At 52.9% G+C, this 23,752-nt stretch carries 26 protein-coding genes and 1 tRNA gene; 16 read left to right on the plus strand and 11 right to left on the minus strand.

Annotated features, from left to right (window positions below; translation table 11 throughout):
- Positions 1 to 87: 87 nt before the first annotated feature.
- The 4 genes from SIB68_RS04700 to SIB68_RS04715 all read right to left on the minus strand — a co-directional run bounded on the left by SIB68_RS04700 (position 88) and on the right by SIB68_RS04715 (position 5,318).
- A complete protein-coding gene (locus tag SIB68_RS04700; RefSeq protein WP_155724937.1) occupies positions 88 to 474 on the minus strand; it encodes a M10 family metallopeptidase C-terminal domain-containing protein in 387 nt (128 codons plus the stop codon).
- A gap of 177 nt (positions 475 to 651) precedes the next feature.
- The gene (locus SIB68_RS04705; RefSeq protein WP_236068932.1) at positions 652 to 1,215 is read right to left on the minus strand and encodes a methyltransferase family protein; all 564 of its coding nucleotides are present in this window, start codon (positions 1,213 to 1,215) and stop codon (positions 652 to 654) included.
- Between the two features lie 96 nt (positions 1,216 to 1,311).
- Positions 1,312 to 4,623, minus strand: coding sequence for an exodeoxyribonuclease V subunit gamma (locus tag SIB68_RS04710; RefSeq protein WP_063400284.1), 3,312 nt, complete (start codon positions 4,621 to 4,623; stop codon positions 1,312 to 1,314).
- Entirely contained in the window at positions 4,617 to 5,318 is a 702-nt protein-coding gene (locus SIB68_RS04715; protein ID WP_081215508.1) for a metallophosphoesterase, read from the minus strand. Before SIB68_RS04715 ends, SIB68_RS04710 begins: the two co-directional genes overlap by 7 nt.
- Before the next feature lie 46 nt (positions 5,319 to 5,364).
- On the opposite strand from SIB68_RS04715, the gene SIB68_RS04720 reads away from it, so the two are divergent.
- Positions 5,365 to 5,739, plus strand: a complete 375-nt coding sequence (locus SIB68_RS04720) for a hypothetical protein (RefSeq protein ID WP_236066052.1) — start codon at positions 5,365 to 5,367, stop codon at positions 5,737 to 5,739.
- Between the two features lie 176 nt (positions 5,740 to 5,915).
- On the opposite strand, the gene SIB68_RS04725 is transcribed toward SIB68_RS04720, so the two are convergent.
- Positions 5,916 to 6,653 (minus strand): pyridoxine 5'-phosphate synthase, encoded by a 738-nt coding sequence (locus SIB68_RS04725; protein WP_063400281.1) that lies wholly within the window; start codon positions 6,651 to 6,653, stop codon positions 5,916 to 5,918.
- Positions 6,654 to 6,763: 110 nt separating this feature from the next.
- Here SIB68_RS04725 and SIB68_RS04730 point away from each other — a divergent pair, with 110 nt between their 5' ends.
- The 5 genes from SIB68_RS04730 to SIB68_RS04750 are packed head-to-tail and all read left to right on the plus strand — an operon-like array spanning position 6,764 to position 8,911.
- The gene (locus SIB68_RS04730) at positions 6,764 to 7,501 is read left to right on the plus strand and encodes a lysophospholipid acyltransferase family protein (protein WP_063400280.1); all 738 of its coding nucleotides are present in this window, start codon (positions 6,764 to 6,766) and stop codon (positions 7,499 to 7,501) included.
- Between the two features lie 26 nt (positions 7,502 to 7,527).
- Positions 7,528 to 8,064, plus strand: coding sequence for a hypothetical protein (locus tag SIB68_RS04735; RefSeq protein ID WP_063400279.1), 537 nt, complete (start codon positions 7,528 to 7,530; stop codon positions 8,062 to 8,064).
- A 56-nt stretch (positions 8,065 to 8,120) separates the two neighbouring features.
- Complete coding sequence (locus tag SIB68_RS04740; RefSeq protein WP_011130466.1) at positions 8,121 to 8,354, plus strand: BolA family protein; 234 nt, start codon at positions 8,121 to 8,123, stop codon at positions 8,352 to 8,354.
- Positions 8,355 to 8,376: 22 nt separating this feature from the next.
- Positions 8,377 to 8,700: a Grx4 family monothiol glutaredoxin gene (gene grxD / locus SIB68_RS04745; protein WP_011130467.1), complete on the plus strand. Its 324-nt coding sequence runs from the start codon at positions 8,377 to 8,379 to the stop codon at positions 8,698 to 8,700.
- 37 nt (positions 8,701 to 8,737) lie between these two features.
- A complete protein-coding gene (locus SIB68_RS04750) occupies positions 8,738 to 8,911 on the plus strand; it encodes a hypothetical protein (protein WP_011825608.1) in 174 nt (57 codons plus the stop codon).
- Positions 8,912 to 9,154: 243 nt separating this feature from the next.
- On the opposite strand, the gene SIB68_RS04755 is transcribed toward SIB68_RS04750, so the two are convergent.
- On the minus strand, positions 9,155 to 9,427 hold the full coding sequence (locus SIB68_RS04755; protein WP_011825607.1) for a DUF6761 family protein: 273 nt from the start codon (positions 9,425 to 9,427) through the stop codon (positions 9,155 to 9,157).
- Between the two features lie 146 nt (positions 9,428 to 9,573).
- Between SIB68_RS04755 and SIB68_RS04760 the strand changes: the two genes are divergently transcribed.
- Entirely contained in the window at positions 9,574 to 10,278 is a 705-nt protein-coding gene (locus SIB68_RS04760; protein ID WP_011825606.1) for a response regulator transcription factor, read from the plus strand.
- A 547-nt stretch (positions 10,279 to 10,825) separates the two neighbouring features.
- On the opposite strand, the gene SIB68_RS04765 is transcribed toward SIB68_RS04760, so the two are convergent.
- The gene (locus SIB68_RS04765; protein WP_063400277.1) at positions 10,826 to 11,251 is read right to left on the minus strand and encodes a hypothetical protein; all 426 of its coding nucleotides are present in this window, start codon (positions 11,249 to 11,251) and stop codon (positions 10,826 to 10,828) included.
- Positions 11,252 to 11,464: 213 nt separating this feature from the next.
- On the opposite strand from SIB68_RS04765, the gene SIB68_RS04770 reads away from it, so the two are divergent.
- From SIB68_RS04770 to SIB68_RS04780, 3 genes are all read left to right on the plus strand, one after another.
- Complete coding sequence (locus tag SIB68_RS04770; RefSeq protein WP_063400276.1) at positions 11,465 to 11,674, plus strand: hypothetical protein; 210 nt, start codon at positions 11,465 to 11,467, stop codon at positions 11,672 to 11,674.
- A gap of 33 nt (positions 11,675 to 11,707) precedes the next feature.
- Positions 11,708 to 12,820, plus strand: coding sequence for a histidine kinase (locus tag SIB68_RS04775; RefSeq protein ID WP_063400275.1), 1,113 nt, complete (start codon positions 11,708 to 11,710; stop codon positions 12,818 to 12,820).
- A gap of 84 nt (positions 12,821 to 12,904) precedes the next feature.
- Positions 12,905 to 12,977: transfer RNA gene (locus SIB68_RS04780), tRNA-Glu, on the plus strand.
- Between the two features lie 130 nt (positions 12,978 to 13,107).
- On the opposite strand, the gene SIB68_RS04785 is transcribed toward SIB68_RS04780, so the two are convergent.
- Complete coding sequence (locus SIB68_RS04785) at positions 13,108 to 13,680, minus strand: SRPBCC family protein (protein ID WP_074160284.1); 573 nt, start codon at positions 13,678 to 13,680, stop codon at positions 13,108 to 13,110.
- A gap of 171 nt (positions 13,681 to 13,851) precedes the next feature.
- Between SIB68_RS04785 and SIB68_RS04790 the strand changes: the two genes are divergently transcribed.
- The 6 genes from SIB68_RS04790 (at position 13,852) to SIB68_RS04815 (ending at position 20,876) form a co-directional block, all read left to right on the plus strand.
- Positions 13,852 to 14,952, plus strand: a complete 1,101-nt coding sequence (locus SIB68_RS04790) for an FAD-binding oxidoreductase (protein WP_063400339.1) — start codon at positions 13,852 to 13,854, stop codon at positions 14,950 to 14,952.
- Between the two features lie 171 nt (positions 14,953 to 15,123).
- Positions 15,124 to 16,647, plus strand: a complete 1,524-nt coding sequence (zwf, locus tag SIB68_RS04795; protein ID WP_063400273.1) for a glucose-6-phosphate dehydrogenase — start codon at positions 15,124 to 15,126, stop codon at positions 16,645 to 16,647.
- Positions 16,648 to 16,688: 41 nt separating this feature from the next.
- Positions 16,689 to 17,978 (plus strand): glucose-6-phosphate dehydrogenase assembly protein OpcA, encoded by a 1,290-nt coding sequence (locus SIB68_RS04800; RefSeq protein WP_063400272.1) that lies wholly within the window; start codon positions 16,689 to 16,691, stop codon positions 17,976 to 17,978.
- A 41-nt stretch (positions 17,979 to 18,019) separates the two neighbouring features.
- Positions 18,020 to 19,447, plus strand: coding sequence for a cobyrinate a,c-diamide synthase (locus SIB68_RS04805; RefSeq protein WP_063400271.1), 1,428 nt, complete (start codon positions 18,020 to 18,022; stop codon positions 19,445 to 19,447).
- A 69-nt stretch (positions 19,448 to 19,516) separates the two neighbouring features.
- Positions 19,517 to 20,107 (plus strand): histidine phosphatase family protein, encoded by a 591-nt coding sequence (locus SIB68_RS04810; protein WP_063400270.1) that lies wholly within the window; start codon positions 19,517 to 19,519, stop codon positions 20,105 to 20,107.
- 79 nt (positions 20,108 to 20,186) lie between these two features.
- Complete coding sequence (locus SIB68_RS04815) at positions 20,187 to 20,876, plus strand: GAP family protein (protein WP_063400269.1); 690 nt, start codon at positions 20,187 to 20,189, stop codon at positions 20,874 to 20,876.
- Here SIB68_RS04815 and SIB68_RS04820 read toward each other — a convergent pair.
- Genes SIB68_RS04820 through crtE form a run of 3 tightly spaced genes read right to left on the minus strand, consistent with a single transcriptional unit; the run spans position 20,851 to position 23,734 of the window.
- Entirely contained in the window at positions 20,851 to 22,326 is a 1,476-nt protein-coding gene (locus tag SIB68_RS04820; RefSeq protein ID WP_063400268.1) for an ATP-dependent DNA helicase, read from the minus strand. The two genes, SIB68_RS04815 and SIB68_RS04820, sit on opposite strands and share 26 nt — an antisense overlap.
- On the minus strand, positions 22,323 to 22,835 hold the full coding sequence (locus SIB68_RS04825; RefSeq protein ID WP_063400267.1) for a divergent PAP2 family protein: 513 nt from the start codon (positions 22,833 to 22,835) through the stop codon (positions 22,323 to 22,325). Before SIB68_RS04825 ends, SIB68_RS04820 begins: the two co-directional genes overlap by 4 nt.
- Positions 22,832 to 23,734 carry a geranylgeranyl diphosphate synthase CrtE gene (gene crtE, locus SIB68_RS04830; RefSeq protein ID WP_196757120.1) on the minus strand — a complete coding sequence of 301 codons (903 nt, stop codon included), beginning with the start codon at positions 23,732 to 23,734 and terminating at the stop codon, positions 22,832 to 22,834. The genes SIB68_RS04825 and crtE overlap by 4 nt, the downstream gene beginning before the upstream one ends.
- Between the last annotated feature and the right edge of the window lie 18 nt (positions 23,735 to 23,752).

A 23,752-nucleotide genomic window follows, 5' to 3' on the forward strand; every position in this document is an offset into this window, starting at 1 on the left:
AAACAAAGGTATTTTCCTTAAATGACTCAAACTCCTCTAAAGGATCAAATCATCAATTGTAAGACTGTCGACACCAAGGAGCTGGATCTAAAAGAGTGGGCTGTTGTTATAGCCAGGAGTACCAAGTTGCAAGATTCCGTTGTCAAAGCGTATTTCTCGTTTGTCTCCTGTGAAATCTGATAATCCTATGAATACAAAGTCTTTTCCTATTGAAAATAGATCAATTTTGCCATCTTCAGACGAGCTAAAATCAGTGATCACATCACGATACTGTGCACCTTGCCTTGATTCTTTGTAATTGCGATAAACAAACCTGTCCGAGCCTTTGCCTCCTGTCAAAACATCAGCCCCACCACCTCCAAAGAGTTTGTCGTCTCCTTCATTTGCATTGATATAGTCTGCTTCAAAACTTCCTTTGAGCTTATTATCAAACATTGACCCGAGAATGCCAGATCCATTGACCTGATTGGTCAAAGAAATATCATTTCCGTCTCCACCCTTCTATAATACCTGTCTCTTTAATGACAAAACGCAATCAGCAGACCATCGCATTAATAAAGACATTCTCAAAGAATTTTCCCTTTGATCTTTCATAGCACGTTGAATCCATAGCTGTAATCAATCACTGTTCTAAAGCAGCCTTAATCTCAATTAGCTTCGCCAGTCCAGCAAGGGCAGCCAGGGGATGATCGCTGCAGTACTAGCTCGATAGGCACTGTATTCAGGATGCAAGATCATTAACTTTCGCTCCTCCCGCCGAGCCTTACCTCTCAGCAAAAGGCACAGCGCAAGGAACAACGCCACATGCAACAGGCTGCCAAGGGCAATGGCAACTCCAGCGGAACACAGTAACAGCGCTTGATAAAGCGGATGGCGGCAGCGTCGATAGGCACCCATCGTCACCAGGGCAGCAGCGGGCTTTGGATCAGGCAGTGGTGAAAGGCTTGCACCAAGACGCCAAAACGCTTGAACCGCTAACAACACCCCCACACCAAATAGGCAGGCTCCAAAAATGGTAATTGGCAATGGCCAGTGATACCCCCAACGCTCTAAAGCAGGCCAAGGGGGCAAGAGATGGGCTGCAATCAGGATGATCTGTGCCAACAGCCACCACTCACCCTGGCGATTATCCAGCCAGCCTCCCCAACTCAGGCCCCAACCAGAAAAAGCCTTACCCAGAGACTCTGCTGCGCTTTGCTTTGAAGAATTTGACATCGAAGCCATGACATGGATCTATTCACACAAGTCTGCGCAGACTGAATAGCAAAAAGCTTGCATGACCTTCAAATCAATGATCAGCCGCAATGACTTCTAGATCGCCAATGCCTCAACCAAAGGGCCATAGAGGCTTGTGTATGCCTGCTCAAAACCAGCGCTGTTGAGAAGCTCTGAAGCTTCGCAGTTCAGACCAAAACAGAGCTGCATCTCAGCCCGTTCACGCTCACCCTGAACATTAAATCCGCCACTCCAAGACTGACGGAAGGCTTGTTCACCCCTACCAGCCGATTTGTTGTTGGCGTTGGCGTAGGCCCAACCACTCATCGGTGGCACCGGCCAACACTGACTCAAGCCCTGACAGGCCAAAGCCTGCAAAGCAATGAGTTGTTCTCTTGCTTGCTCGGCTGGAAGTGGCTGCCAACGCAGAGCTATCTCAAATTGATCCTTCTTGGCTGCTGATCCACAACGGGCTACGACGACAGTTGCCGACGTAAGCGTGTGATTTGCGCAGACCTGCAAATGGCTTAGCCATCCCTCCATCACCCCCCTTGACTTCAACTGACCTGGTTGCACCACCACGACCGTGTCCCCAGCCCAGAGAATTTGCCTGGAGCCATCCGCCAATTCAAGACGTCGTGTCGAGCATGGTCCCATGCTCAGTAGCGTTGCCTGTAAATGTTGCCAACGCTTCTCGAGCCGTTCGCACTCCAGCGTCGCAGCTGCTCCAGGTGGAAGGGTGCCTTGGCCGGCATAGCGATGCTTCCAATCACCTGCTTCTGATCCCTGCAACAATGCCTTCTCATCCGTAGGGAGATGGCCAAGCAGCTCTGACAAGCGTTGCCTGAGCAAACCATGCCGATGCCATTCATCTAGATCGAGGGCCTCAAGGTCTTCAACAGGATCAAACCATTCACGTGGTGTTACCTGAAATTGCTCCAGCCAAATCAGCTGGGGAGCGATTAACCAGCGCAACAACAATTCAGATGAGATAACCGCAGAAGCTTCCAATGACACCGAACTCCAATGCAAAGGCAGCGCAAGGGCAAGGGGTGGTGGCGCTAGAGTTTTATCCAACCAGCAGCGCGCCTCGAAATGGCGACGGTCACAGCTAGGAGGCGGTTGGCTCCCCTGAGATAGAAAATTACTGCGCTGAAGGGGATTGGCGGCTGGTTCTCGACATAGACCCTCAAATGTCTCATCGCTGAGCTCATGCTGCAGCCGTCCAAGCCATTGCTGCACAGGGCTAGCAGCTGGGCGACATTCGCCCGTGTGCTCATCGCGGCTGTTCCAGGTGATCAGCAGATGCTGTCGGCTCGACATCAATGCTTCCAAAAGCACATAACGATCTTGATCACTACTGCGTGGATCACCTAGCTGACGCTGCTGCTCCAATAGATGAAAGCCAGCTCTCTCGCGATGGCGAGGGAAAACATCGGCGTCCAATCCCATCAGCACGATCACACGATGAGGGATGGCACGCATCGGCTCCAGAGCACTCACTGTGAGGGCACCAGTGCGATGTCCAAACCGACCGCTATCTGCAGAGAGAGCTTCATTCAACACATCTGCTACAACAGCAGCTTCCAACAGCAACGGGCAGTCAGCACCAATCTGACGCCAATCCTCCAAAGCAATCAGCAGGCACTGCCGCTCCCAGGCCCAAGAGCCACCATCACCAAACAACTCCTCGACAAAACCCTGTAGAAGCTCTACCCAAGCTCCACAAGTTCGAGCACGACGAAACTCTTTCAGCTGCCGGCAGAACTGGGCTAAAAGCTGCCACCACTTCGCAAGCTGTGCTGATTCCAGCCCCTCTGCGAAGGGTGCTGCTCCCCCAGGGGCCAGACCTGGTGTGCTGGGCAACACCAAGCCAAGCAGCCAGCGATCCAGGCACCAGCTGAGGCTATGGGTCTCATCACCACCACGCTCCTCGGCATCAAGTCCCCAGCGAAATCCTGTGCGCTGTAAACAGCGACTAAGGCTATTGGCATCATCCTGGCTGAAACCTTGCTGCTGCTGTATTGCCGGATTAGCGAGCAAGCCTTCAAGGGCGGTGGCAGTCAACCGCTCTCCTGCGATCTGAAGCAGTTGCAACATCCCCTGCGTCAGCCCAGGGCTGTCCTGCTGGCTGCGATCTGTGAGCCGCCAAGGAAGCTCCACGCCAGTGGCTGCAGCATCGTTGAACACCGAGGCGAGCAGAGGAGCAAAACGATTGACCTGTGGGGTCATCACCAACACATCACGGGGTTCGAGGCTGGGGTCGGCAGCAAACCATTGCAAGATCTGATCGCGGACCAACTGCACCTGGCGCCATTGCCCAGGGCAAGCCAAAAACTGCAAAGAACTGTCCTCTTGCCTGCGTCGCAGAGGTTGATGATCCTCCGGCGAGACAAGCTGCTGCTGAAGCTGCTCAAGCAACGTAGGTTCTTGCCCGGATTCACAAGCCATGGTGGCCGGCGCGGCGAATAGATCACCCTCCTGCCACTGGCCAAGCTGACTCTCACCGCCACCTTCCAGCAACTGCTGAAATTCTGCGCCCATGCGTCCAAGGATGGCTTCTAAGCGCGGCGCTTCGAGCATCCACAAACCATCAGCCGGCTCGGTCCACTGATTCCCCAACGTCTCCCTTCTGCTACGACATCGCTGCCAAAGATCCGGGCAGGGGGTCAGCAGAAACATCTGTACGTCCACAAAACCAGAGAGGGCCTGAATCAACTCCACTTGCACCGGAGCAAGACTGCTCAGACCAAACAGCCGCAGTTGACTTGGCAATGCCATGGCGGGGTTGTCTCCGCTGCGCAGCTTCAAAACAGCCCTATGCACCTGAATCCCGAACGGTTCAACCTGCAAACGTTCAGCCAATAAACGCAGCAACTGGGGTTGCCAGCGCAGGGTTAAAGGCATCTCCTGCGATGAGTTCAAAAGCCGATCACTGCCCTCAAGCCATTGATGGATCAACTTGGGGCGGTAAAGCGCATAGTCGTCAAAGGCATCGGCAATGCTTCTGGCTAACTGCCATTGCACTCGGTTAAGGTGGCCTGGCCGAGATGGCTGCCGATTGACCCATTCTCTCAATGGCGCAGCTTCTTCAGTCTCCAAAAGCTGTGGCAACAAATCAAGCAGAGGCCAAACGAGTCGACTAGCCCGCCAGGGATCTTCAACATCACTATCGATCCCCAATATCATCCGAACCAATTGCCTTAAACGTGATCCTGGGAAAGGGAATCGCACCAAAGCACTGATGCCATTCACGCTTGCCAACTGTTCCCCCAGCCAGCGGCTTGTGGGCCAGGTGTTCACCACGACATCCACTGAGTCAAATAGACCTGGTGGTGCCAGACGCAGCTGCTCCGCCAACACTCGAGCTAACCACTCCGCTCTGTTGCTGCGGTAGATCGTCAGCAAGGCTTAGTAGAAACCAGGGATGATGATGTAGTCATCTCTTGAGTGAACGACTCTTTGAGCTTGTCGACATCGCATGCAAGGTGCTGATTCAACTTGCGGTCACCGCAGACCTGAACAACAGCATCGCGTTCTGGGCAATAGGCGCTCAGCAAGCCCCCGTAGCAAGCTCCCGTATCAATCATCACAAGATGGCGATGGCGCTCCACCTGCGGTCGAGGGGTATGAGCCACGATCACGCGTCCATAGCGACCGTCGTAATCCTCCCAGAATCGCTGACGAATGCTCAAATCAGGATTGCCATCGAGGTCAAAGCCAGCGTGAGTCGCAATCCATCCCTTGGCTTTGTAAACAAGAGGAAGCCCTTTCAAGCGGCTTAACCACTCGCGAGCCTGGCGATCACCCAATTGCCGGTACGTGTCAATCGCCAGCAAAGCAGCCTGGCCATCTTGAGGGTCGACCTCCAGACAATCGATCAGGTGTTGTTCATGGTTTCCACGCAACCAGTGAGCACGACCGCCACAGACCATTTCCCAGGCAAGCAACATGGTGGCCTTAATGGCCGGCCCTCGATTGATCACATCTCCACAAAACACGAGCTGGTCTGAGCTGGGGAGCAAGGCGATGAGCTCTACCAAGGATTGATAACAGCCATGGACATCCCCAATCACCCAGTGACATTCGCGGGGTGACTTCACAATCGCAGCAGCATTCTCTTCAAGATTCTGGCTGGGCAGTAGCCATATGTCAGCGCTACTGCGTACGGTGAACAGTCTTGAAGTGGTTGATTTGGATCCACGCACGTTGCCGGTCATCAAACGAGTCGACTTACTCGTCAAATCCCTCAATGGTGCTGAGCGCACCAATGAAGCTTTGGCGCGTTGCGAGGATGCAGACTCCATGATTGACGTCCTTCTAGGTGCGGCAGCCCAGCTTGAGCTTGGTCTCACCCGGGAAGATTTGATGACCACACCACCAATCCGTGACTGGATCTGGTGGAAGGAGAAAGAGGCCCTGATTACCATCGGTGAAACCAAGCCCCGTTACAAACAGGACGATCGAGCCTCCGCAGAGAACTCGACTGGACGTCGCACCTTCCTAGGGTTGTTCAGATTCTGATTGCTCAATGCTGGAGGGGCCTGTTTTAGGCTTCAGTAGAAGGATCAGTAACGATCGAGACCACCATCACTGCAGGCAGATTCATCTTTTTTACTCAGTCAACATGCCCGGCATCAAATATTTACTGAGTAACCATTAATTTGCAGAGATAAATAATGCCTACTCATCCTTACTGACTACCCGAATAGAGGCTCTCGTCGGGGGTTCTGGACAAGACGCTTCATCTCTCTTACAGCTTCCTGAAGGCCTACAGCGATCGAGCGGGCCACAATCGTATGACCAATATTCAATTCTTCAATCCCTTCAATCGCAGCCACGGCTTCTACATTCTGATAAGTGAGGCCATGCCCAGCATTCACCCGTAAGCCAAGGCTGCGGCCTCTTGCTGTCGCTTCATTCAAGCGTGCAAGTTCAAAGGATTGATCAGCCCAACAGGCTTCGGCGTAAGCGCCAGTGTGCAGCTCCACCCAACGAGCGCCACTCTTACAAGCTGCCTCCAGTTGTTGAGAGACAGGATCTAAGAACAAGCTAACGGGAATCCCTGCAACCTGCAGCTGATCCACCATGCCTTTCAAGGATCCCTGCTGGGCAGCAACATCCAAGCCTCCTTCTGTGGTCACCTCCTGCCGTCGCTCTGGTACGAGTGTCACCATGTCAGGTTGAATTTTTAAAGCAATCCCCACCATTTCAGCAGTGGCTGCCATCTCCAAATTGAGACGACTACGCACTGTTGCCCGAAGCAGGTCCAGGTCTCGATCCTGAATATGACGGCGATCTTCTCTTAAGTGAACTGTGATGCCATCGGCTCCACCAAGTTCCGCCAATAGAGCCATCGGCACTGGATCGGGTTCCACGGTTTGGCGAGCCTGGCGCACATTGGCAATGTGGTCGATGTTGACCCCTAGGCTGGCCATAAAGAAAGGGAAACAGGCCTGATCCTATTGGGGATAATTGACCGCCTTCTACTCTCTAAGGGATTTGACCGCCGGTTCAACTGCCCAATCAACATTGGGTTCAGAGGTTCTTGGCCTTTAACTTCGGATGTTTGAACTCGCCAGAGACGGTGTCCTCGGCCCTAGCGACTCGTGAAAATTCCCTGGGTCTCGCAATAGACCCTTTTTTGGCCCCCGTTGCCATGGTGACGACGCAAGACATCGTCCTGCGCCAATACTTTCGAGAGCGCATCGTTCTGGGTCAAGAGAATCTGCCCATGCAAGGGCCAGTGTTGCTGTCTCCCACCCATCGTTCACGCTGGGATGCATTGATGTTGCCCATGGCCGCTGGCCGTCGGGTTACAGGTCGTGATTGTCGATTTATGGTCACTGTTGATGAAATGAAGGGCCTACAGGGATGGTTTCTCCATCGCTTGGGATGTTTCCCGGTGAATCAGAGCAAACCTTCTCTCACCAGCCTGCGCTATGCGATTGATCTGATGGCCGATGGACAACAGGTCGTGGTTTTTCCAGAAGGAACAATCAATCGCACAGAAAAACCCATCAAGCTCTATCAAGGTTTGGCACGTCTGGCTCAACTTGCAAAAAGCCAAAATATTGATGTCCAAGTCGTACCAGTTGGTCTTGGCTATAGCGAAGTCATTCCCAAAGCCTGTGGACGGGCATCAATTTGCTTCGCAGAACCGATGAAGGTCTTGGAGACTGGTCGTGAGGCGGTGAAAAGCTTCAATGCAGAGTTGTCAGAAAAGATGCATGCAGCTGAACAAGCTGCCCTCCATGCAGTAGGCCGTCTCAAGAAAGCACCTTAAAGTTTCCCCCATCTGTTCTTCAGTTCATGCGTTGTCGCCTTCCGCTGACGGCCCTGGCTCTTTCTGCTGGCCTACTTCTCTCAGGTGGTTCAGCACTAGCTCAAACAGCAGCTTCATCCAATGACAAGGTGCTAGCCCAAGCGGGCGGTGGATTCAATGTGGCAGCAGTTCAAGCCCTCCTAAATCAAGGCGATGCTGCTGTATCCGCTGAAAATCTCACTGAAGCCCGAAATGACTACGACAACGCTCGCGATGCTGCAAAGCAGCTGCTTGCCTTTTATCGAGACCTCAGTGGAGCCTTCCGCGGTCTGGATGCTCGTATCCCACGCGAAATGGATGCCAAAGGGCGTAAAGCCATGGGGCTCCTTGCCCAGGCCAACCTTCGCCTTGCAGCACTTTTCCGCCAACAAAACCAACCTGAGGTCGCTGTACCGGTGTTGGTAGAAGTGGTGAGAGTGATGTCGCCCTCCCGCCCCGAAGGCCAAAAGGCCTATCAGAGCCTTCTGGAGCTGGGCTTCGTAGAAACCCCCTATGCCGGCGCCAAGCTGACAGCTCCCAACTGAGTCAACTTTCGACTTAGATCTGCCAGCATCAAGCTTTGAAGTCAACATTGGTCTCCATGGTTCAATCCGACGAGGTGGGTGCAGCGATCCGGCTAGCCCTACCTGATGCCCAAGTCACCGTTGAAGACCTCACTGGTGGTGGCGACCATCTACAGGTGAGCGTCATCTCAAACGCCTTCGCTGGCCTTTCCAGAATCCGTCAGCATCAGTTGGTTTATGGGGCCCTCAAAGATCAGCTCGCCAGTGAAGTCATCCATGCCCTGGCCTTAAGCACCTCGACTCCCAACTAAACCCTATCCCCCCTCATTTTCGATGGATCCCACTACCAAAACACGTATTGAAGCCCTGATCCAATCAAGCCCGATCATGGTGTTCATGAAAGGCACAAAACTGATGCCTCAGTGCGGCTTCTCCAACAATTGCGTGCAGATCCTCAACTCCCTCGGCATGAGCTTCGAAACCTTTGATGTGCTATCCGACATGGAAATTCGCCAAGGGATCAAGGACTACTCCAATTGGCCGACAATTCCCCAGGTTTATGTAAAAGGAGAATTCATCGGCGGATCAGACATCTTGATTGAGATGTACAACGCGGGGGAATTGGCCGAGAAGCTTGAGATCGCTCTTAACAGCTAAAATCTCAAGCTTTAATTCGTTAAGTTTTAGCAATTAAATGCCGTTACTACTCGCCACAACCTTGCAAGCAAATCTCCTCTATGGAGTGGCTGTGATCGGATTTTTTGCTGGTTCCTGGTTTTTGGGTCGAGCGATCACAGTGATCACCAAAGGCAATAACCCGCTGGTTTGGCGAGGCTGGAAGAAATTATTTGGCCTTAAAAAGGACTGAACTACTCAGCAGCATTGCCCCCCTAGGGCATCCCCATCAGCCCTAGAGAGGCTTGAGGTGATTGGCTTAAACGAGATACTTCTCCAAAACTTAGGGAACCAGGCCCAGGTTGGTGGCCACCGAGCCAATCATGGCCAACACAGCAAGCGAAAACAAAAGGCAGCTAACCAAATCCTGGGATGTAAACAGGGAGCTTGCCCTGGCCGGCTGGTCTGCAAAGGCTGCTGGAATTCCAAAAAGGAATTACCAACCCGCTTCTTTTTTGCGATAAAGAGTTCCCATATCGCCATCTGGGCCAATAAAGCTGGAGGGATCCAAAATCCAACGATCGACAAGATCTTCCAACCTGGCCTGATCCCTTATCTCCAGTTGACCACTACGCCTTAGAGCATGAATATAACCGTCTGCATAGAGCCGCAGCTCCGACTGACTGTGGTAACGACTGGTCAGTTCCTGACAGGCATCACAAAGCGACTGGAAGTGTCTAATCGCCTCAGGGTGATCAAGAGATGTCATGGTCGGAGATCACGGCAGCCTCTTTTGGCAGCTTGCCATTGGATTGGGTTTAGCGTAAGCGCGATCTGTGATCACATGTGACCTCCATTCCCCGCAATCTTCATTCCAATGAGGACACCCAAGTGTCTTCATCGGGGTCTTTGCAGATGCAGACCACGCCAAAGCAGCCCTCAAGGGTCCTTGTGGTGGAACCTCACCAAACTCTTCGCACGGTGCTGGTCCATCGCCTCCGTCAGGACGGCCATCTCACCGCTGCAGTGGCATCCGCCGTGGAAGCCCTTGACGTCTGCCGAGATCAATCACCGGATCTTCTCGTTAGTGCTGAGTTACTTGAGAGGAGTTCTGCAATGCGACTCTCTCATCAGCTCCGTTGTCCTGTGATCGTGTTAACAGCTCGAACAGGCACAGAGCCCATGGTGGGCCTCCTGAATGAAGGCGCCGACGATGTGTTGCGCAAACCATTTGGACTTGAAGAACTCGCCGCACGCTGTCGCACCTTGCTGAAACGAGGACATAGCGGTTTGCAGGAGCGCGTCACAGTGGGCCCCCTTGAAGTCCACTTGTTGCTCAGACAAGTGACTCTGCGCGATAAACCTGTGGAATTAAGCCCCAGAGAATTTGCACTTCTCTGTGCACTTTTAATGCCTCCAGGTATCGTACGAAGCCGCCAGGAATTATTGCGAATGGCTTGGCCTCCCTTCAGCGGCGGGCCTCGTTCTGTAGACACCCAGATCCTTACCTTGCGTCGCAAACTTGAGCAAGCTGGGCTTGGCGAAGGAGGGGGCATCACCACCATGCGCCAGCAGGGCTATCGATTCAGCCTGGACACTCTTCCTGATTCTGAATCATAAATACTGGACCTCAAAACTATCGATTAGCCAATGATTAAAGATCCTGGTTGAAGTTGCAGAAATAGATTCTAAGCATTACTACAAGTTCATGATTTATGACATAATCAAAAGATGAGCGCAATAGATTAATACTCAGGCAACTAGGACAAGTGATCAATCCTTAAGGAAGTCTGTCATCAAAACAAACTCTAAAAGGCTGACAAGCTTGGGTGAGCAGCAATTGCCCAAATCAGCGGAGCGGTACCAATAGCGGTTGCAGTCAGAAGTTGAGCACCGATAACAGCGAAGTGTTTTGCAGTCATGATCTAGGACTGATGGCTGCACACACCATCCATGAGATCAACAACATCTGTTCTAACCTTGCTCAAATACTGCAGTGAGATTGATCACAGTGATGAATCCTGCGTCGAACATCATCAGCATTTATTAGCCAACAAGTTGACAGCGGCTTAATCAGCCAGCAAGAAGAAGTTGATGATCTCAAGCATGAGCTACTCATCCAAGATGCTTTCTCCAGCTTTAAACAGCACCTGAAACCTCACCCCGTCTACTTGCTGTCCTGTTGTTTCTTGACAGCCTCCTCAACCTTGGCCTTCACATCTGCTGGCACCTCCTTAGGGCAGTACTGAATAGCTCCAGTGATGATCTGAAACTCAGCACCAGCGAAAAGCTGTTTGGTATTGAGTTTGCTGGTTCCTGCCGAAGCCACTAATCCACCATGGCGGCCCGTAAGGATCTGCGCGTACGTAGCGGCAGCGATACCAACGGCCTTGGGAAATTCCACGCCAGCGGCACGTGCATTACAAACGTACGAAGAGCCAATGCCTCGATAGAGAAAGATGTCTTCGTTGCTAGCCGGTGTTGCTTTGGACTCACCAGATTGCTGAGCAAACGCAGCAGGACTAATCAAACTGAGGGGCATCAACAACGAAGCCGCCAAAACTGGACGAAGTCGACGGGAAAGGGTTTGCAATGGATCTGGTCTTCAAGACTTTGCCATGGTGCCCTATCCGACAAGGGTTTAACCACCCCAACCGAGTCAGTTATGACATATCAACGCTTTAGAGAGTCAAATCAACTCCTATCCCTTCTGAATCGAGGCTGATGCCCTCTCAAGCAAATTCTGATGGTGGATAAACCCTCGTCTTCAATCAGCCCGTCCCACTTATCGCCAGGTTTTTCGTCAATGAGTCGCACTGCTTGTATGGCCAACAGCTACAGCGATAACGGCTATCACCCTCTTTGGCTTATGCAAAAACCTCCACGCGGATCAACTGATCCAAATATGGGAGCAATCAATCTTGCAATGGGAAGAGAGCCATCAGCAACGCCCACTGAGCAACAGACTGTTCATCAAGGTCTTAGCAGCTCTACCAGTTCAAGTAAAAACCCATAATGTGAACCTCAACCTTGCCAGGCACCCGCCAAAGTGGATGGGGTCAAAGCCAATCAGCGACAACAGCTTCAGCTCCTGCTTGTAGCAGCTCGCCATCAGCTCTCCAGAAGCGATCTGCGATCAATGATCCAGTTTCTGGAGAATGAAGACTGCGGCTTCGATGTCACGCTGCAGATGGCTGATCCAAGTGAACAGCCGGAGTTGCTTGAACTGCATCGACTAGTGGCAACCCCTGCACTAATCAAGCTATCGCCAACGCCAAAGCAAGTGTTCGCAGGCAGCAGTATTTTCCAGCAACTACAAAACTGGATCACTCGCTGGCAGCAAGACATCGTCGTCACTGGCCTGGGCCTGAGCTTGAGGCCAACAGAACTAGATGGCAGCCGTACTCAAAGGGAATTGCAACTGGAAGATCAGCTGCTGGTATTGCGCCAGGAGAACGAAACCCTGATCGACCGCCTCAATGCACAGGAAAGAACACTGAGAATGGTGGCTCATGAGTTAAGAACTCCTCTAACCGCAGCAGTCCTAGCGTTGCAGAGTCAACAGCTGGGGCAAATCAATATTGAACACTTTCAGGATGTCGTCAAACGGCGTCTTGATGAAATCGAATTGCTATCAAAAGACCTGCTGGAAGTAAAAAGCACGAAATGGGAAGACCTTTTCAATCCACAAAATCTTGATCTAGGAAATATCGCCGCAGAAGCGATCCTAGAGCTCGAAAAGCTATGGCTTGATCGAAACATCGAGATCCGTACAGACATTCCCTCCGACCTACCCAAGGTCTTTGCTGATCAGAGGCGCATGCGACAGGTGCTGCTCAACCTGCTGGAAAATGCCCTGAAGTTCACTGAGGATGGCGGAGAAGTTTCACTGACCATGCTGCACCGCACAAGTCAATGGGTGCAGGTCAGCATCTGTGACAACGGGCCAGGGATTCCAGAAGATGAGCAAGAGCGGATTTTTCTTGACCGAGTTCGCTTGCCACAAACTTCAGTTTCAACATCTGGATTCGGAGTCGGCCTATCGGTATGCCGCCGCATCGTGGAGGTCCATGGGGGCAAAATCTGGGTTGTCTCAGAACCCGACAAGGGCGCATGCTTTTACTTAACAGTTCCAGTCTGGCAACGAAATGGACAAGATTGAACTCAGCTTGCCTTGACGGAGGGTCAGGCTTAAACGTAGTTTTCCCGAGTGATCACAAGCACAGACAGCTTTGATTACGGCCTCGCCCCCATCGTCTAGAGGCCTAGGACACCTCCCTTTCACGGAGGCGACAGGGGTTCGAATCCCCTTGGGGGTATCAGCTGATAACGGATTGAGCTTGCTAAAGGTGGGCTTCTATTCGCAAAAGCAATGACCTTTTTCGTAGACCCTTAGCTCGAACAATTCAAACAAACGCTGCTCAAGATCATCTCCATATTTTGAGATGTTCAAACCAAGGACTGGCGACGTAATCCCTCCATCTCCACTGCAAGTAGATTTGCAGTGAGATCATCTCTCAATCGCTGTTCAATCAAGGCAACTGGCATACCAATGCAGCCCTGAACAGTGAGCTCGTAGAGAAGGGAAGTTGACGTTCCCTCAGCCAGCTCGCGCATGATCCAATTCCCCTCAAAACGTCTGAAGTCCCCTTTAAGCAAATGGAACTGCAACTGGCCCTCAGATCGATATTCCACCAACTCCAACTGAACCTGAGCTGAAAACCTCAGCCCCAGCAACTGTTGAGAACCCACCTGGTTCAGCCGCACTCGATTGCCAGTGCGTTCCAACACTGTGCTGCTGGCAAGGTTTGGGATGAATTCACTAAGTTTGTCGTAATCGGTCAGAACGTCCCATAGCAAAGACTCTTTGATCGGCGTTCTCAACTGGACCGCAAGTCGTCGCGCCCCATGAGGCAAGCGTTCCATCGTCTGCTCGATGGCCTGTCGCTTCACAGAGACCGACTCTGGTGAGGCTATGAGCACGGAACCCGAACGTGGCTGAAGATCCTGGATAGGTACCACAAGAAGAGGCTGTGCTCAAGACGCCTAAGAATACCGAAAGAATTCAATGACCGTTGAGCCAATGCCCAGAGACTGAGCTGTGCCAATCGCTAAACGTAACCCGAAAACGCGGATGAGTATGCATACCATCACACCTTCTAAGGTATTCTCGCCGTCACGCTCTTGCTCTTGATGGCTTTCAACCAAACTGAAGTAGTTCTCGGTGGAATCGCCCATATCCCTCTTGTTATTGGCGCTTTCTACGTTGTCAAAGCACTCTTTTACCGAGGCCAAGACGGAGAGTTAGCTCCTTTTAGCTTTTCTTACCGCCAAGCAGCTCAAAGAAAATCATCATCGACAGCTGCCTCAACCGAAAAGCCTGATACCAAAAGCCCACCCGCTCAAAAAGCGATACCCATTAACCTTTACAAGCCGAAGGCACCCTTTGAAGGGACTGTTCTAGAGAACTACAGCCTGGTCAAAGAAGGTGCTGTTGGCAGGGTCAATCACATCACTTTCGACCTTGCCGGGAGTGATCCACATCTCAGTTATGTAGAAGGCCAGAGCATTGGCATCATTCCTGCTGGTACAGACGCCAACGGCAAGCCCCATAAGCTCCGCTTGTATTCCATTGCCAGCACCCGCCATGGCGACAACCTAGAGGGCAAAACAGTCTCTTTATGTGTTCGTCAGCTCCAATACGAGCTAGACGGCAAAACGATCGACGGTGTCTGCTCCACCTATCTCTGCGACATCAAGCCTGGAGCCAAAACGAAGATCACCGGACCGGTAGGCAAAGAAATGCTTCTACCAGATGATGAAGAGGCCAACGTCATCATGTTGGCCACCGGAACCGGCATCGCTCCAATGCGGGCCTATCTTCGCCGCATGTTTGAGCCCACAGAGCGCTCCAAGAATGGCTGGAAATTCCGTGGCAAAGCCTGGCTCTTCATGGGAGCTCCCTACACGGCCAACCTGCTTTATGACGAAGACTTTGAGCGGTATCTCAAAGAGTTTCCCGACAACTTCATCTATACCAAGGCCATCAGCCGTGAACAGCAGAATCCTAAAGGCGGCAGGATGTATATCCAAGACAGGGTGATGGAGTATTCCGATCAGATCTTCAAAATGATTGAGAACCCCAAAACCCATGTTTATATGTGCGGCCTCAAGGGCATGGAGCCTGGCATCGACGAAGCCATGACCGCAGCAGCAACTGCTAAGGGGATCGATTGGTCAGAGTTACGACCCCAGCTGAAGAAAGCTCATCGCTGGCACGTGGAAACCTATTAATCCTGCACTCTCCAGGTTTTTTAACCTGATAAAAAGACCCGCCCAAATGGGCGGGTCTTTTTATGCTTCCTCAAATTTTTTTGGGCATACGACGACAAAGCATGCCGGGATGGTCTGGAGCACTTTGAATTCACAGATCCTTGGTTACCCGTCAGAAGAGGTCTGTGTTCCATGAGCACCACGATCACCAACCCTTTACGGGTTGGACTACGTCAAGAGCGGGTTATCGCTCCGCAATGCCTAGTCATCTTTGGTGCAAGTGGCGACCTGACCCACCGAAAATTGGTTCCAGCCCTTTTCGAGCTATACAAACAACGGCGGCTACCGAGTGAATTCGCCCTACTTGGCTGCGCGCGACGTCCTTGGAGCAACGAAATATTTCGCCAAAAAATGGCTGAATCCCTCGGCGAAACTATCAGCGAAAACCATCTTGCTTGGGATCAATTCGCCGCCGGTCTTTTTTACGAACCTGTCGATCTACAGAAGCCAGAAGACCTCATCAAACTCAGCCATCGGCTGGAAGAGATTGATCGACTCCGCGCCACCCGCAGCAATCGCACCTTCTATCTTTCGGTGTCACCAAAGTTCTACGGCAGTGGCTGCAAAGCTCTTGCTAATGCCGGTCTTCTAAGCGATCCCAAACGCAGTCGAGTGGTCATCGAAAAACCATTCGGGAGTGATTACGCCAGTGCTCAGTCTTTAAATCAAATCGTCCAAAGCTGTGGCCAAGAGAATCAAATCTTCCGCATCGACCACTACCTCGGCAAAGAAACAGTCCAGAACATCCTTGTACTGCGATTCGCAAATACCATCTTTGAACCAATCTGGAACCGGAATTACATCTCCAGCGTTCAAATCACAGCCGCTGAAACCGTAGGTGTTGAAGAACGAGCCAACTACTACGAATCATCAGGGGCCCTGCGAGACATGGTGCAAAACCATCTCACCCAGATGCTGGCCATCACCACGATGGAGCCGCCAGGGCGCTTTGACCCTGAGGCAATCCGCAATGAAAAAGCCAAGGTTTTGCTAGCGGCTCGCCTCGCGGATGAGTTGGAACCTTGGAACTGCTGCATCCGTGGCCAGTACGCACCTGGCGGCACCAAGGAAGCTCCGATAGCAGGCTACCGACAAGAACCGGGTGTCGATCCCATCAGCACCACCGAGACCTATGTAGCGATGAAACTTTTCATCGACAACTGGCGCTGGCAGGGAGTGCCCTTTTACGTTCGCACTGGCAAACGACTGGCAAAGCGTCTTAGTGAAGTGGTTCTCACCTTTCGAGAAGCACCCGTGCACCTTTTCGATGCCGCTGGGGGCAGCCCTACAGCGAACCAACTCATCCTGCGAATCCAACCGGATGAAGGAGCCGAGTGGCGCTTTGAGGTGAAGTCACCTGGTTCAGGCATGCGCAGCCGACCAGTAGAGATGGAATTCTCCTATGACGAATCCTTCGGTGAGCCATCCGATGAGGGATACGTCCGACTTTTAGCCGATGCCATGCTCAGTGACCCAACTTTATTCACCCGCAGTGATGAGGTTGAAGCAGCGTGGCGCCTTTACACCCCTCTACTGGAACTGATTGAAGACAGCCCATGGCAATTGCCCATTCATCCCTATGAATCACGTACCTGGGGCCCCGCTGCTGCCGATACCCTGCTTGCCAATGACGGATTGCTCTGGCGCCGACCCTGATTCCGCCTGGCTTATCTCATCTTGATTACTCAGCTCTATCCATGTCCCCCCAGCTCACGCTTCAGAGCCCTCTGCAACTCCCTCCTAGTGAGGTCCCTAGCTATCTCGAGCAGCTCTGGTTAAATGATCAACCTGGCAACACAGGCGCCAAAACATTCTCCCTGCTGGTTTGGCAGCCGGCCTGGGTCGAACAGCAGCTGGTTAGAACCGGCCAGATTGATGGCCCGATCATTGGATCGCAGAGCCAAGAGCTCATACAAGCTGCCCGCAAAGCCGTTACCGAAGGCGATCTACCCCACAGCACACCTCCTCTGGATTCAAGTGTTGCAGCAGTCCTTGCCAATCGCAAAGGCAATCAACATGGCGAGGATTTACGTGGGCAACACATTGATGCTGCCATCAGTGCCTTAGAACCCCGACGCCTGATCACACTGGCACCAACCCTCGATAAGGGGCATGACCTCGAGACACTCGTGGCTGCCTATTGCCCATTACCAGAAGAAGGAGGAGGAAACAGCGCCTGCGGAGATGTGGTGGTGCTTCGCGGTGACCATCACGCCCTAACAGATGGGCTGGGAATCCTTCAACCTCTACTACCTGCAGAACTGCCCTCCTGGGTCTGGTGGAACGGCAGCCTGGACGAAGCCCCCGAATTGCTCGAGCGGCTGGCTGTGACCCCACGACGCCTGGTGATCGATACAGCACTAGGAGATCCCCATCGCTGCATTGAGCTGCTCAAGGCCCATGTGGAAGCAGGCCGAGCGGTGAATGATCTGAATTGGTTAAGGCTGCGCACTTGGCGAGAACACCTCGCAATGGTGTTTGACCCACCACACCGCCGAAATGCCCTTAGTCATGTTGATCAGCTCGAAATCGACGTTGAGGGTCATCACCCCGTCCAGGGTCTGTTGTTAGCCGCCTGGATCGCCGATCGACTGGGATGGCAATTACAAGCCGCACAGACAATAAAAGGGGAAGGCATTGCTGCCGAATTCCGCCGAACCGATGGCCCAACTGTTCAGTTTCGCCTTATGCCTGTACCCATGGGGCAACCGAGCATTCATCCTGGCCAGATCGTAGGGGTCAGGTTGATCTGCAAGCCAGATGCACAACTCGAACATGCCGTTTGCGTGATTCTCTGTGCCGAATCTGGCGGCTGCATGAGACTCGAAGCAGGTGGCATGGCCAGCATGGAGCTGATTGAAGAAGTCGTCCCCATGCAGGTCGCGTCTGTAGAGATGGATGTAGCCAGACTCCTCGCTGGTGGCCATAACACCACCACCCCCCTGCTTGCCGCTGCCGCCCCCCTTGCTGCCAAGCTGCTTAGCTAAGACCCCCCTTTGGCGAAGCCCTTTTTCAGCCGCCACCCGTCATGGCCTGTGTGATTGCTGCCCCAGCCAGTGGCACTGGAAAAACCTTACTAAGCCTGACCCTCACAGCCTGGGCGCGCAGCCGTGATCTAAGTCTCCAACCATTCAAGGTGGGGCCCGACTATCTCGACCCGCAACAACTAACAGTTGCTTCCGGTAGACCCTGTCGAAACCTTGACCTACTGCTCTGTGGCCCCGACTGGGTGCAAAACAGCTTTCATGGCTTTGGTGCAGCTGCCGACCTTGCGCTGGTGGAAGGCGTCATGGGCCTATTCGATGGTGTCGGCATTTCGCAGCAAGGCAGTACTGCTGCCGTAGCTCGTCATCTGCAACTACCAGTAGTGCTTGTCGTGGATGCATCCGGCCAAGCAGGCTCCCTAGCTGCACTTGTTAAAGGTTTCCGAGATCACGATCCACAACTGACTCTGGCTGGGGTGGTGTTGAACCGGGTCAATAGCAATCGCCACAAAGAATTACTGAAAGAAGTCCTCCACAGCATTGAGGTGAAAGTTCTCGGTTGCTTGCCCCGAGATCCTGAACTCAATCTTCCCAGCAGACATCTCGGCCTTGCCCCAGCCCATGAGCTTGAGCGATTGGAAGCTCGACTACAAGCCTGGAGCGCCCTCGCAGAAACTCATCTCGATCTAACGAGCTTCAAAACGTTGCTCCGCGCGCCTACCCCGGCAATAGATCCAATTGATGCCTTGCTTGGAAAAAAGAGCATCCAATCACCACAACCACTACGGCCTGTAGCAGTAGCTCAAGACGATGCCTTTCACTTTCGCTATCCAGAAACCAAAGATTGCCTTGAAGCTCTTGGGATGCCAGTCCTGCCCTGGAAACCACTGGAGGATGAACCCCTACCTGCACAAGCGAAAGGTGTGATCCTTCCAGGCGGCTTCCCGGAACAATATGCGGCGAGTCTTAGCCAATGTGATCGCAGCATGGCAGACCTACGAGCCTGGTATGGACGGCGCCCGATTTATGCCGAATGTGGCGGGATGCTGCTGCTTGGACAGACCCTCACTGATCTGGAAGGACAAGCCCATCCGATGACAGGCCTACTTCCTTTTCATGCCAAAAAAGGCTCCCTTCAAGTGGGTTATCGCAGCCTTGATGGCACAGAAGACAGTCTTGTTGTACGCAAAGGTGATCGACTGATGGGCCATGAATTCCACCGCTGGGAACTCCACCCCACGGGCCCTAACGATGGCTTAAAAAAACCTCTTGATCGACCACACATGATCAACAAACCAAGCTCTCTATGGCAAGTTCAAGGGTGGCGGGTGCCGCAACACAAAGAAGGATGGAGCCATCAGACATTGCATGCCAGTTGGGTGCACCTGCACTGGGCGAGCTGCTCAATGATCTCCCGTCGATGGCGAGCCGCACTCGAGCCGCAATCAATCCCAGCAACAAGTGATTTCTGAAAAGCACAAACCCAAACAGACCTCAGTTGACGATGCTCGTCAAAATCCAGGCAGCAGCAACCGCCCTGCATGACATCTGGTCAACTTTGGATCATTCGCCATGGGGCTACCGAATGGGCACTCCAAGGCCGCCATACCGGTAGCACCGACCTCCCCTTGCTACCCCAAGGAGAAAAAGAGGCGAAGGCTCTTGCTCCTGTACTCAAAGGCGTGAGATTTGCCGCTGTGTTGTCATCTCCCCTGCAACGAGCCATGCGCACCTGTGCGCTGGCTGAGCTTGAAATGCCCGCTGAAATCCTGCCGGAGCTGATCGAGTGGAACTACGGAAACTATGAAGGCATCACCACAGCAGAGATCCGTCAAACCGTTCCTGAGTGGACCATTTGGGATCAGGGTTGTCCTAGTGGCGAGAACGCTACTGCCGTGCAAGACCGTTGTGAACGAATTATTCAACATGCCCTCGGCATCTCAAACAACGGTGACATCGCTCTCTTCGCCCATGGTCATATCTTGCGTGCCCTGACTGGCACCTGGCTAGGCCTAGGTGCCGCAGCCGGCCGACTGTTCAGACTCGATACCGGCAGCATTTGCATTCTTGGTTTCGAAAGAGAACAGCGCGTGATCACGCGCTGGAATGCCCTCTGCACTGGCCAGTTCTAAATCGAACAACGAAAGGTTCTTGCGCCAAGATTGACCATTGATCATGAGCGAATATTGACAAGCTCACCTGATCGCCTCAATGGCTGACACCACCCTCTGGGCCGAACTATTGGCCTTTGGCACCGGCTTAGCTCTCTCGCCGATCCATTTAGGTGTCCTACTTCTCCTACTGCTAGGGCCTAAACCGATTCAGCGGGGAAGTTGGTTCGTTACTGGCTGGATCGTAACCACTCTGGTCACCGTCATCCTGCTGCTGACTGTGGGCCACAGCTTGGTGTTGGACATGACCCAAGGCTCTCATCATCGAACAGCTCTCGACCTTCTTGGCGGAGGAGCTTTGATCTCGTTGGGATTAAAGGAGCTCTTGCGTTCGTTTGCTGCAGGAGAAGAACAACCAGCCTGGACCAATACGATCGAACGATTTATCAATTTGCCGCTGCCGCTTTTGATCGCCGTTGGTGCGCTAACAGAACTCATCAGCCCAGACGACCTCTTCCTATTTGCCAAGACTTCAGCCGTGGTCCTAGCAGCAAGCCTCCCCAGCTGGCAAGAAATCGTTGGCTTAGTGTTTTTCACATTTGGCTCGAGCCTGCTGCTACTGATCCCCCTAGTCGCCGTGATCATTGGCAGAGAACGCGTGATTCCCCTGCTGCAATCTGGCAAACAACTTTTATTTGCCAAAGGTGACTTAATCGTTGGTGGGGTGAGTTTTGCTCTAGGTACCTACCTTGGTTGGCAAGGAATCAGCGGTCTGACGATTGTGATCTGAGTTGATCCAACCAGCGACCTTGTGAGGCAGCGGCTCCTGTTTTCCCCACAAGCCACACACCTGTACGGGCACGACTAACAGCCACATAAACCAGTTGTCGTCTCAAGCTGAGATCTTGAGGCCAGAAAACATCACCAGCAACAAACACCTCCCCGAAGCTGCTCCCCTGGCTGCGATGGACGGTAAGAACCGCCGCAGGACCCAATGATGCGAAGGCATCTCGAAGCAGAAAAAAACGCCGCCACAAAGAGCGACCATCCCTTTTTCCCGCCGCTTTTGCCTCAACCCTGAGCCTTTGCAACGTGTTATCGAGCAAACGTCTGCCCTCAGAACCAACTGGCGGCTGCAAACGCAACTCCAAATCAAGCTCACCTGCTCGAACTTTGGCCGTCAGGGTGTCAACCACCGGCACAGACCAATCGCTTTGTCCTTCTAAACCAAACTCTGCAAGGTCACAGCGTTCCGGAGTGACGTCACGGACAACCACCTCTCGGTTTGATCCGAGCACCATGTCGGGTTCCTCGCCAGTCTCGGCACCACTACGAGAAGCCGGTGCCATGACTGCTTTGCGTGCAATCAAAACCTCTCCGGGGAGTACCGGCAACTGATCGGCCATATCACCATGAATCGCCCGCCTTGCATGGGGAACCAATTGCTCCAAGCTGCGATTCGTGTAGCAAAGAATCCTTGCTGCATCAGGGTTATCCTGAATCGCCGCGGATTGCAAGGCAGCCTGAGCTCGCTTCAGCCAGTTGTTTTGATCCAGGCATCCAACCCGGCCCCGCTCATCCTCAATCAAGGGAAAGCATGGCGGGGACTGACAGGGCAAGCTGCCATCGCGAAGACGACTCGCCAATCGCAACACAGGGCCCTGATGACGCACCACCTGCTGCAATGTTGCTGTACAGGCTCTATGCATCGAGAACACAGGGCTTTGAGCCTCACCGATAGGAGGCAGTTGAGCAGGATCACCTACAAAAACGAGACGTGTCTGAAAGGGGTGGGCACACTGCAGAGCAAGACCCAGCAGGGTGCTGTCGATCATCGAAGATTCATCGATCAGAACCAGGCCCAATTGCTCTAGAGACTGGGCCGTTTGCTCTGTTGACTCACACAGCTCAAGATCACCCTGCCGCTTCAATTTCAGGCGAAGCAGCCGATGAATCGTGGAGGGATACCAGGTGGGCCTGAGGCCTTCAAGGTCCAAAGCCTGGCGAAGCACACCAACAGCCTTGTGAGTTGGCGCAACAACTGTCCAACACAGGCCAGTGTCCTCCACCTGACGCAACAATCGCATCGAAAGAAACGTCTTACCACTGCCTGCGAAACCACTCAGAACAAAGGGATTGCCATGATTCGCATCATCCAACCAAGAACTGAACGCTTCGGCAGCCTGCTGCTGATCTGCGGTGAGCTCAACAGTCGCAGGATCTAAAGAAGACTGCGTCACCCCAATGTCATACCCAATAAATGGCTGAGATGGAGTGGAGAACCAACAAAAACCAATCCCGGTAAAGCCACTGCAGGGCCGATCAAACTGCCTACTAACACTTCAAAACGAGTGTGACCAAGGCTTTCTTTAAGCTGTTTTTCTGGTGGAGTGGGCCAGGTCTCCACAGGCAAAAGATTCACCCGTGCTGCGGTAAATCCCGCAGCACGTCTAATCCCACTGGCGTCATACATGACCACAAAAGCCACAGTGGCTGCAAGAGCAAATCCTGAATGATCAAAACCCATCTCCCATCCCACACCTGCTGCTGTACCAGTTACAAGGGCCGAATGGCTCGAAGGCATGCCACCCGTTTCAAGAAGCACTGCAGGTCGCCAGCGACGATAAAAAATTAACTCCACAATCAGCTTGGAAAGCTGAGCCAAGCCACAAGCGGCAAGCCCCCAAGCCAATACAGCATTATCTAAAAGTCCAAGCCACGCTGATGGGGAAGAATCGCTGACAATCATCGATCGCGGCTGGTGATGTAATCGGCTAGTGCGAGCAAAGGTGCAGCAGAAGCTTGCCAAGGCTCTAGTGCTGCCTTGGCTTCGCTCACAAGGAGCTCTGCACGCCGGCGGGATTCCTCTAGACCCAACAATTTGGGATATGTGGTCTTATCGGCAAGCAGATCCTTGCCAGCAGTTTTGCCAAGAACATCGCTGCTCGCCGTTACATCAAGGATGTCATCAATGATCTGAAACGCCAAACCAATCCCTCTGGCATAGATGCGTAGCGCATCAATCAAATCGTCTTCTGCTCCACCAATCAACGCTCCGCAGATCACACAAGCACTCAGCAAGGCCCCGGTCTTATGGAGATGAATGAACTCCAAAGTCTCTAGATCCACCTCTTTGCCCTCACACTCCAGATCTACAACCTGCCCCCCCACTAAACCAGGAGCACCAGCAACCAGCGAAAGCTCACCAACAACCTTCAACAGCCGCTCAGGCGCTACACCCTGGCTGCGCAAGGCAACCATCTCAAAGGAACGTGTAAGCAACGCATCACCCGCGAGGATGGCAACGGCGTCTCCATACACCTTGTGATTGGTGGGACGACCGCGGCGGAGATCGTCGTTATCCATGGCGGGGAGATCGTCATGAATCAGCGACATCGTGTGAATCATTTCCAAAGCCACTGCTGTCGGCAGAGCCTGTGCCGGTTCACCTCCAGCAAGTTCGCAAGCTGCAAGGCAAAGGATGGGGCGTAAACGCTTACCACCCGCCAAAAGGGAGTAGCGCATGGCCTCCCTGAGTTGCTCAGGGCGCTCAGGGCCAAGCGAATCATCCAAAGCCTCTTCAACGCTGGCTTTGGCCGCAGCCAAATAAGCAGGGAAGTCGAAGAAGGTGCTGACCGCCGCCGCCATGAACCTTGTCTCGTTCAT

Origin of the sequence: Prochlorococcus sp. MIT 1323, assembly GCF_047304905.1 — a bacterium.
GTDB lineage: Bacteria > Cyanobacteriota > Cyanobacteriia > PCC-6307 > Cyanobiaceae > Prochlorococcus > Prochlorococcus marinus_D.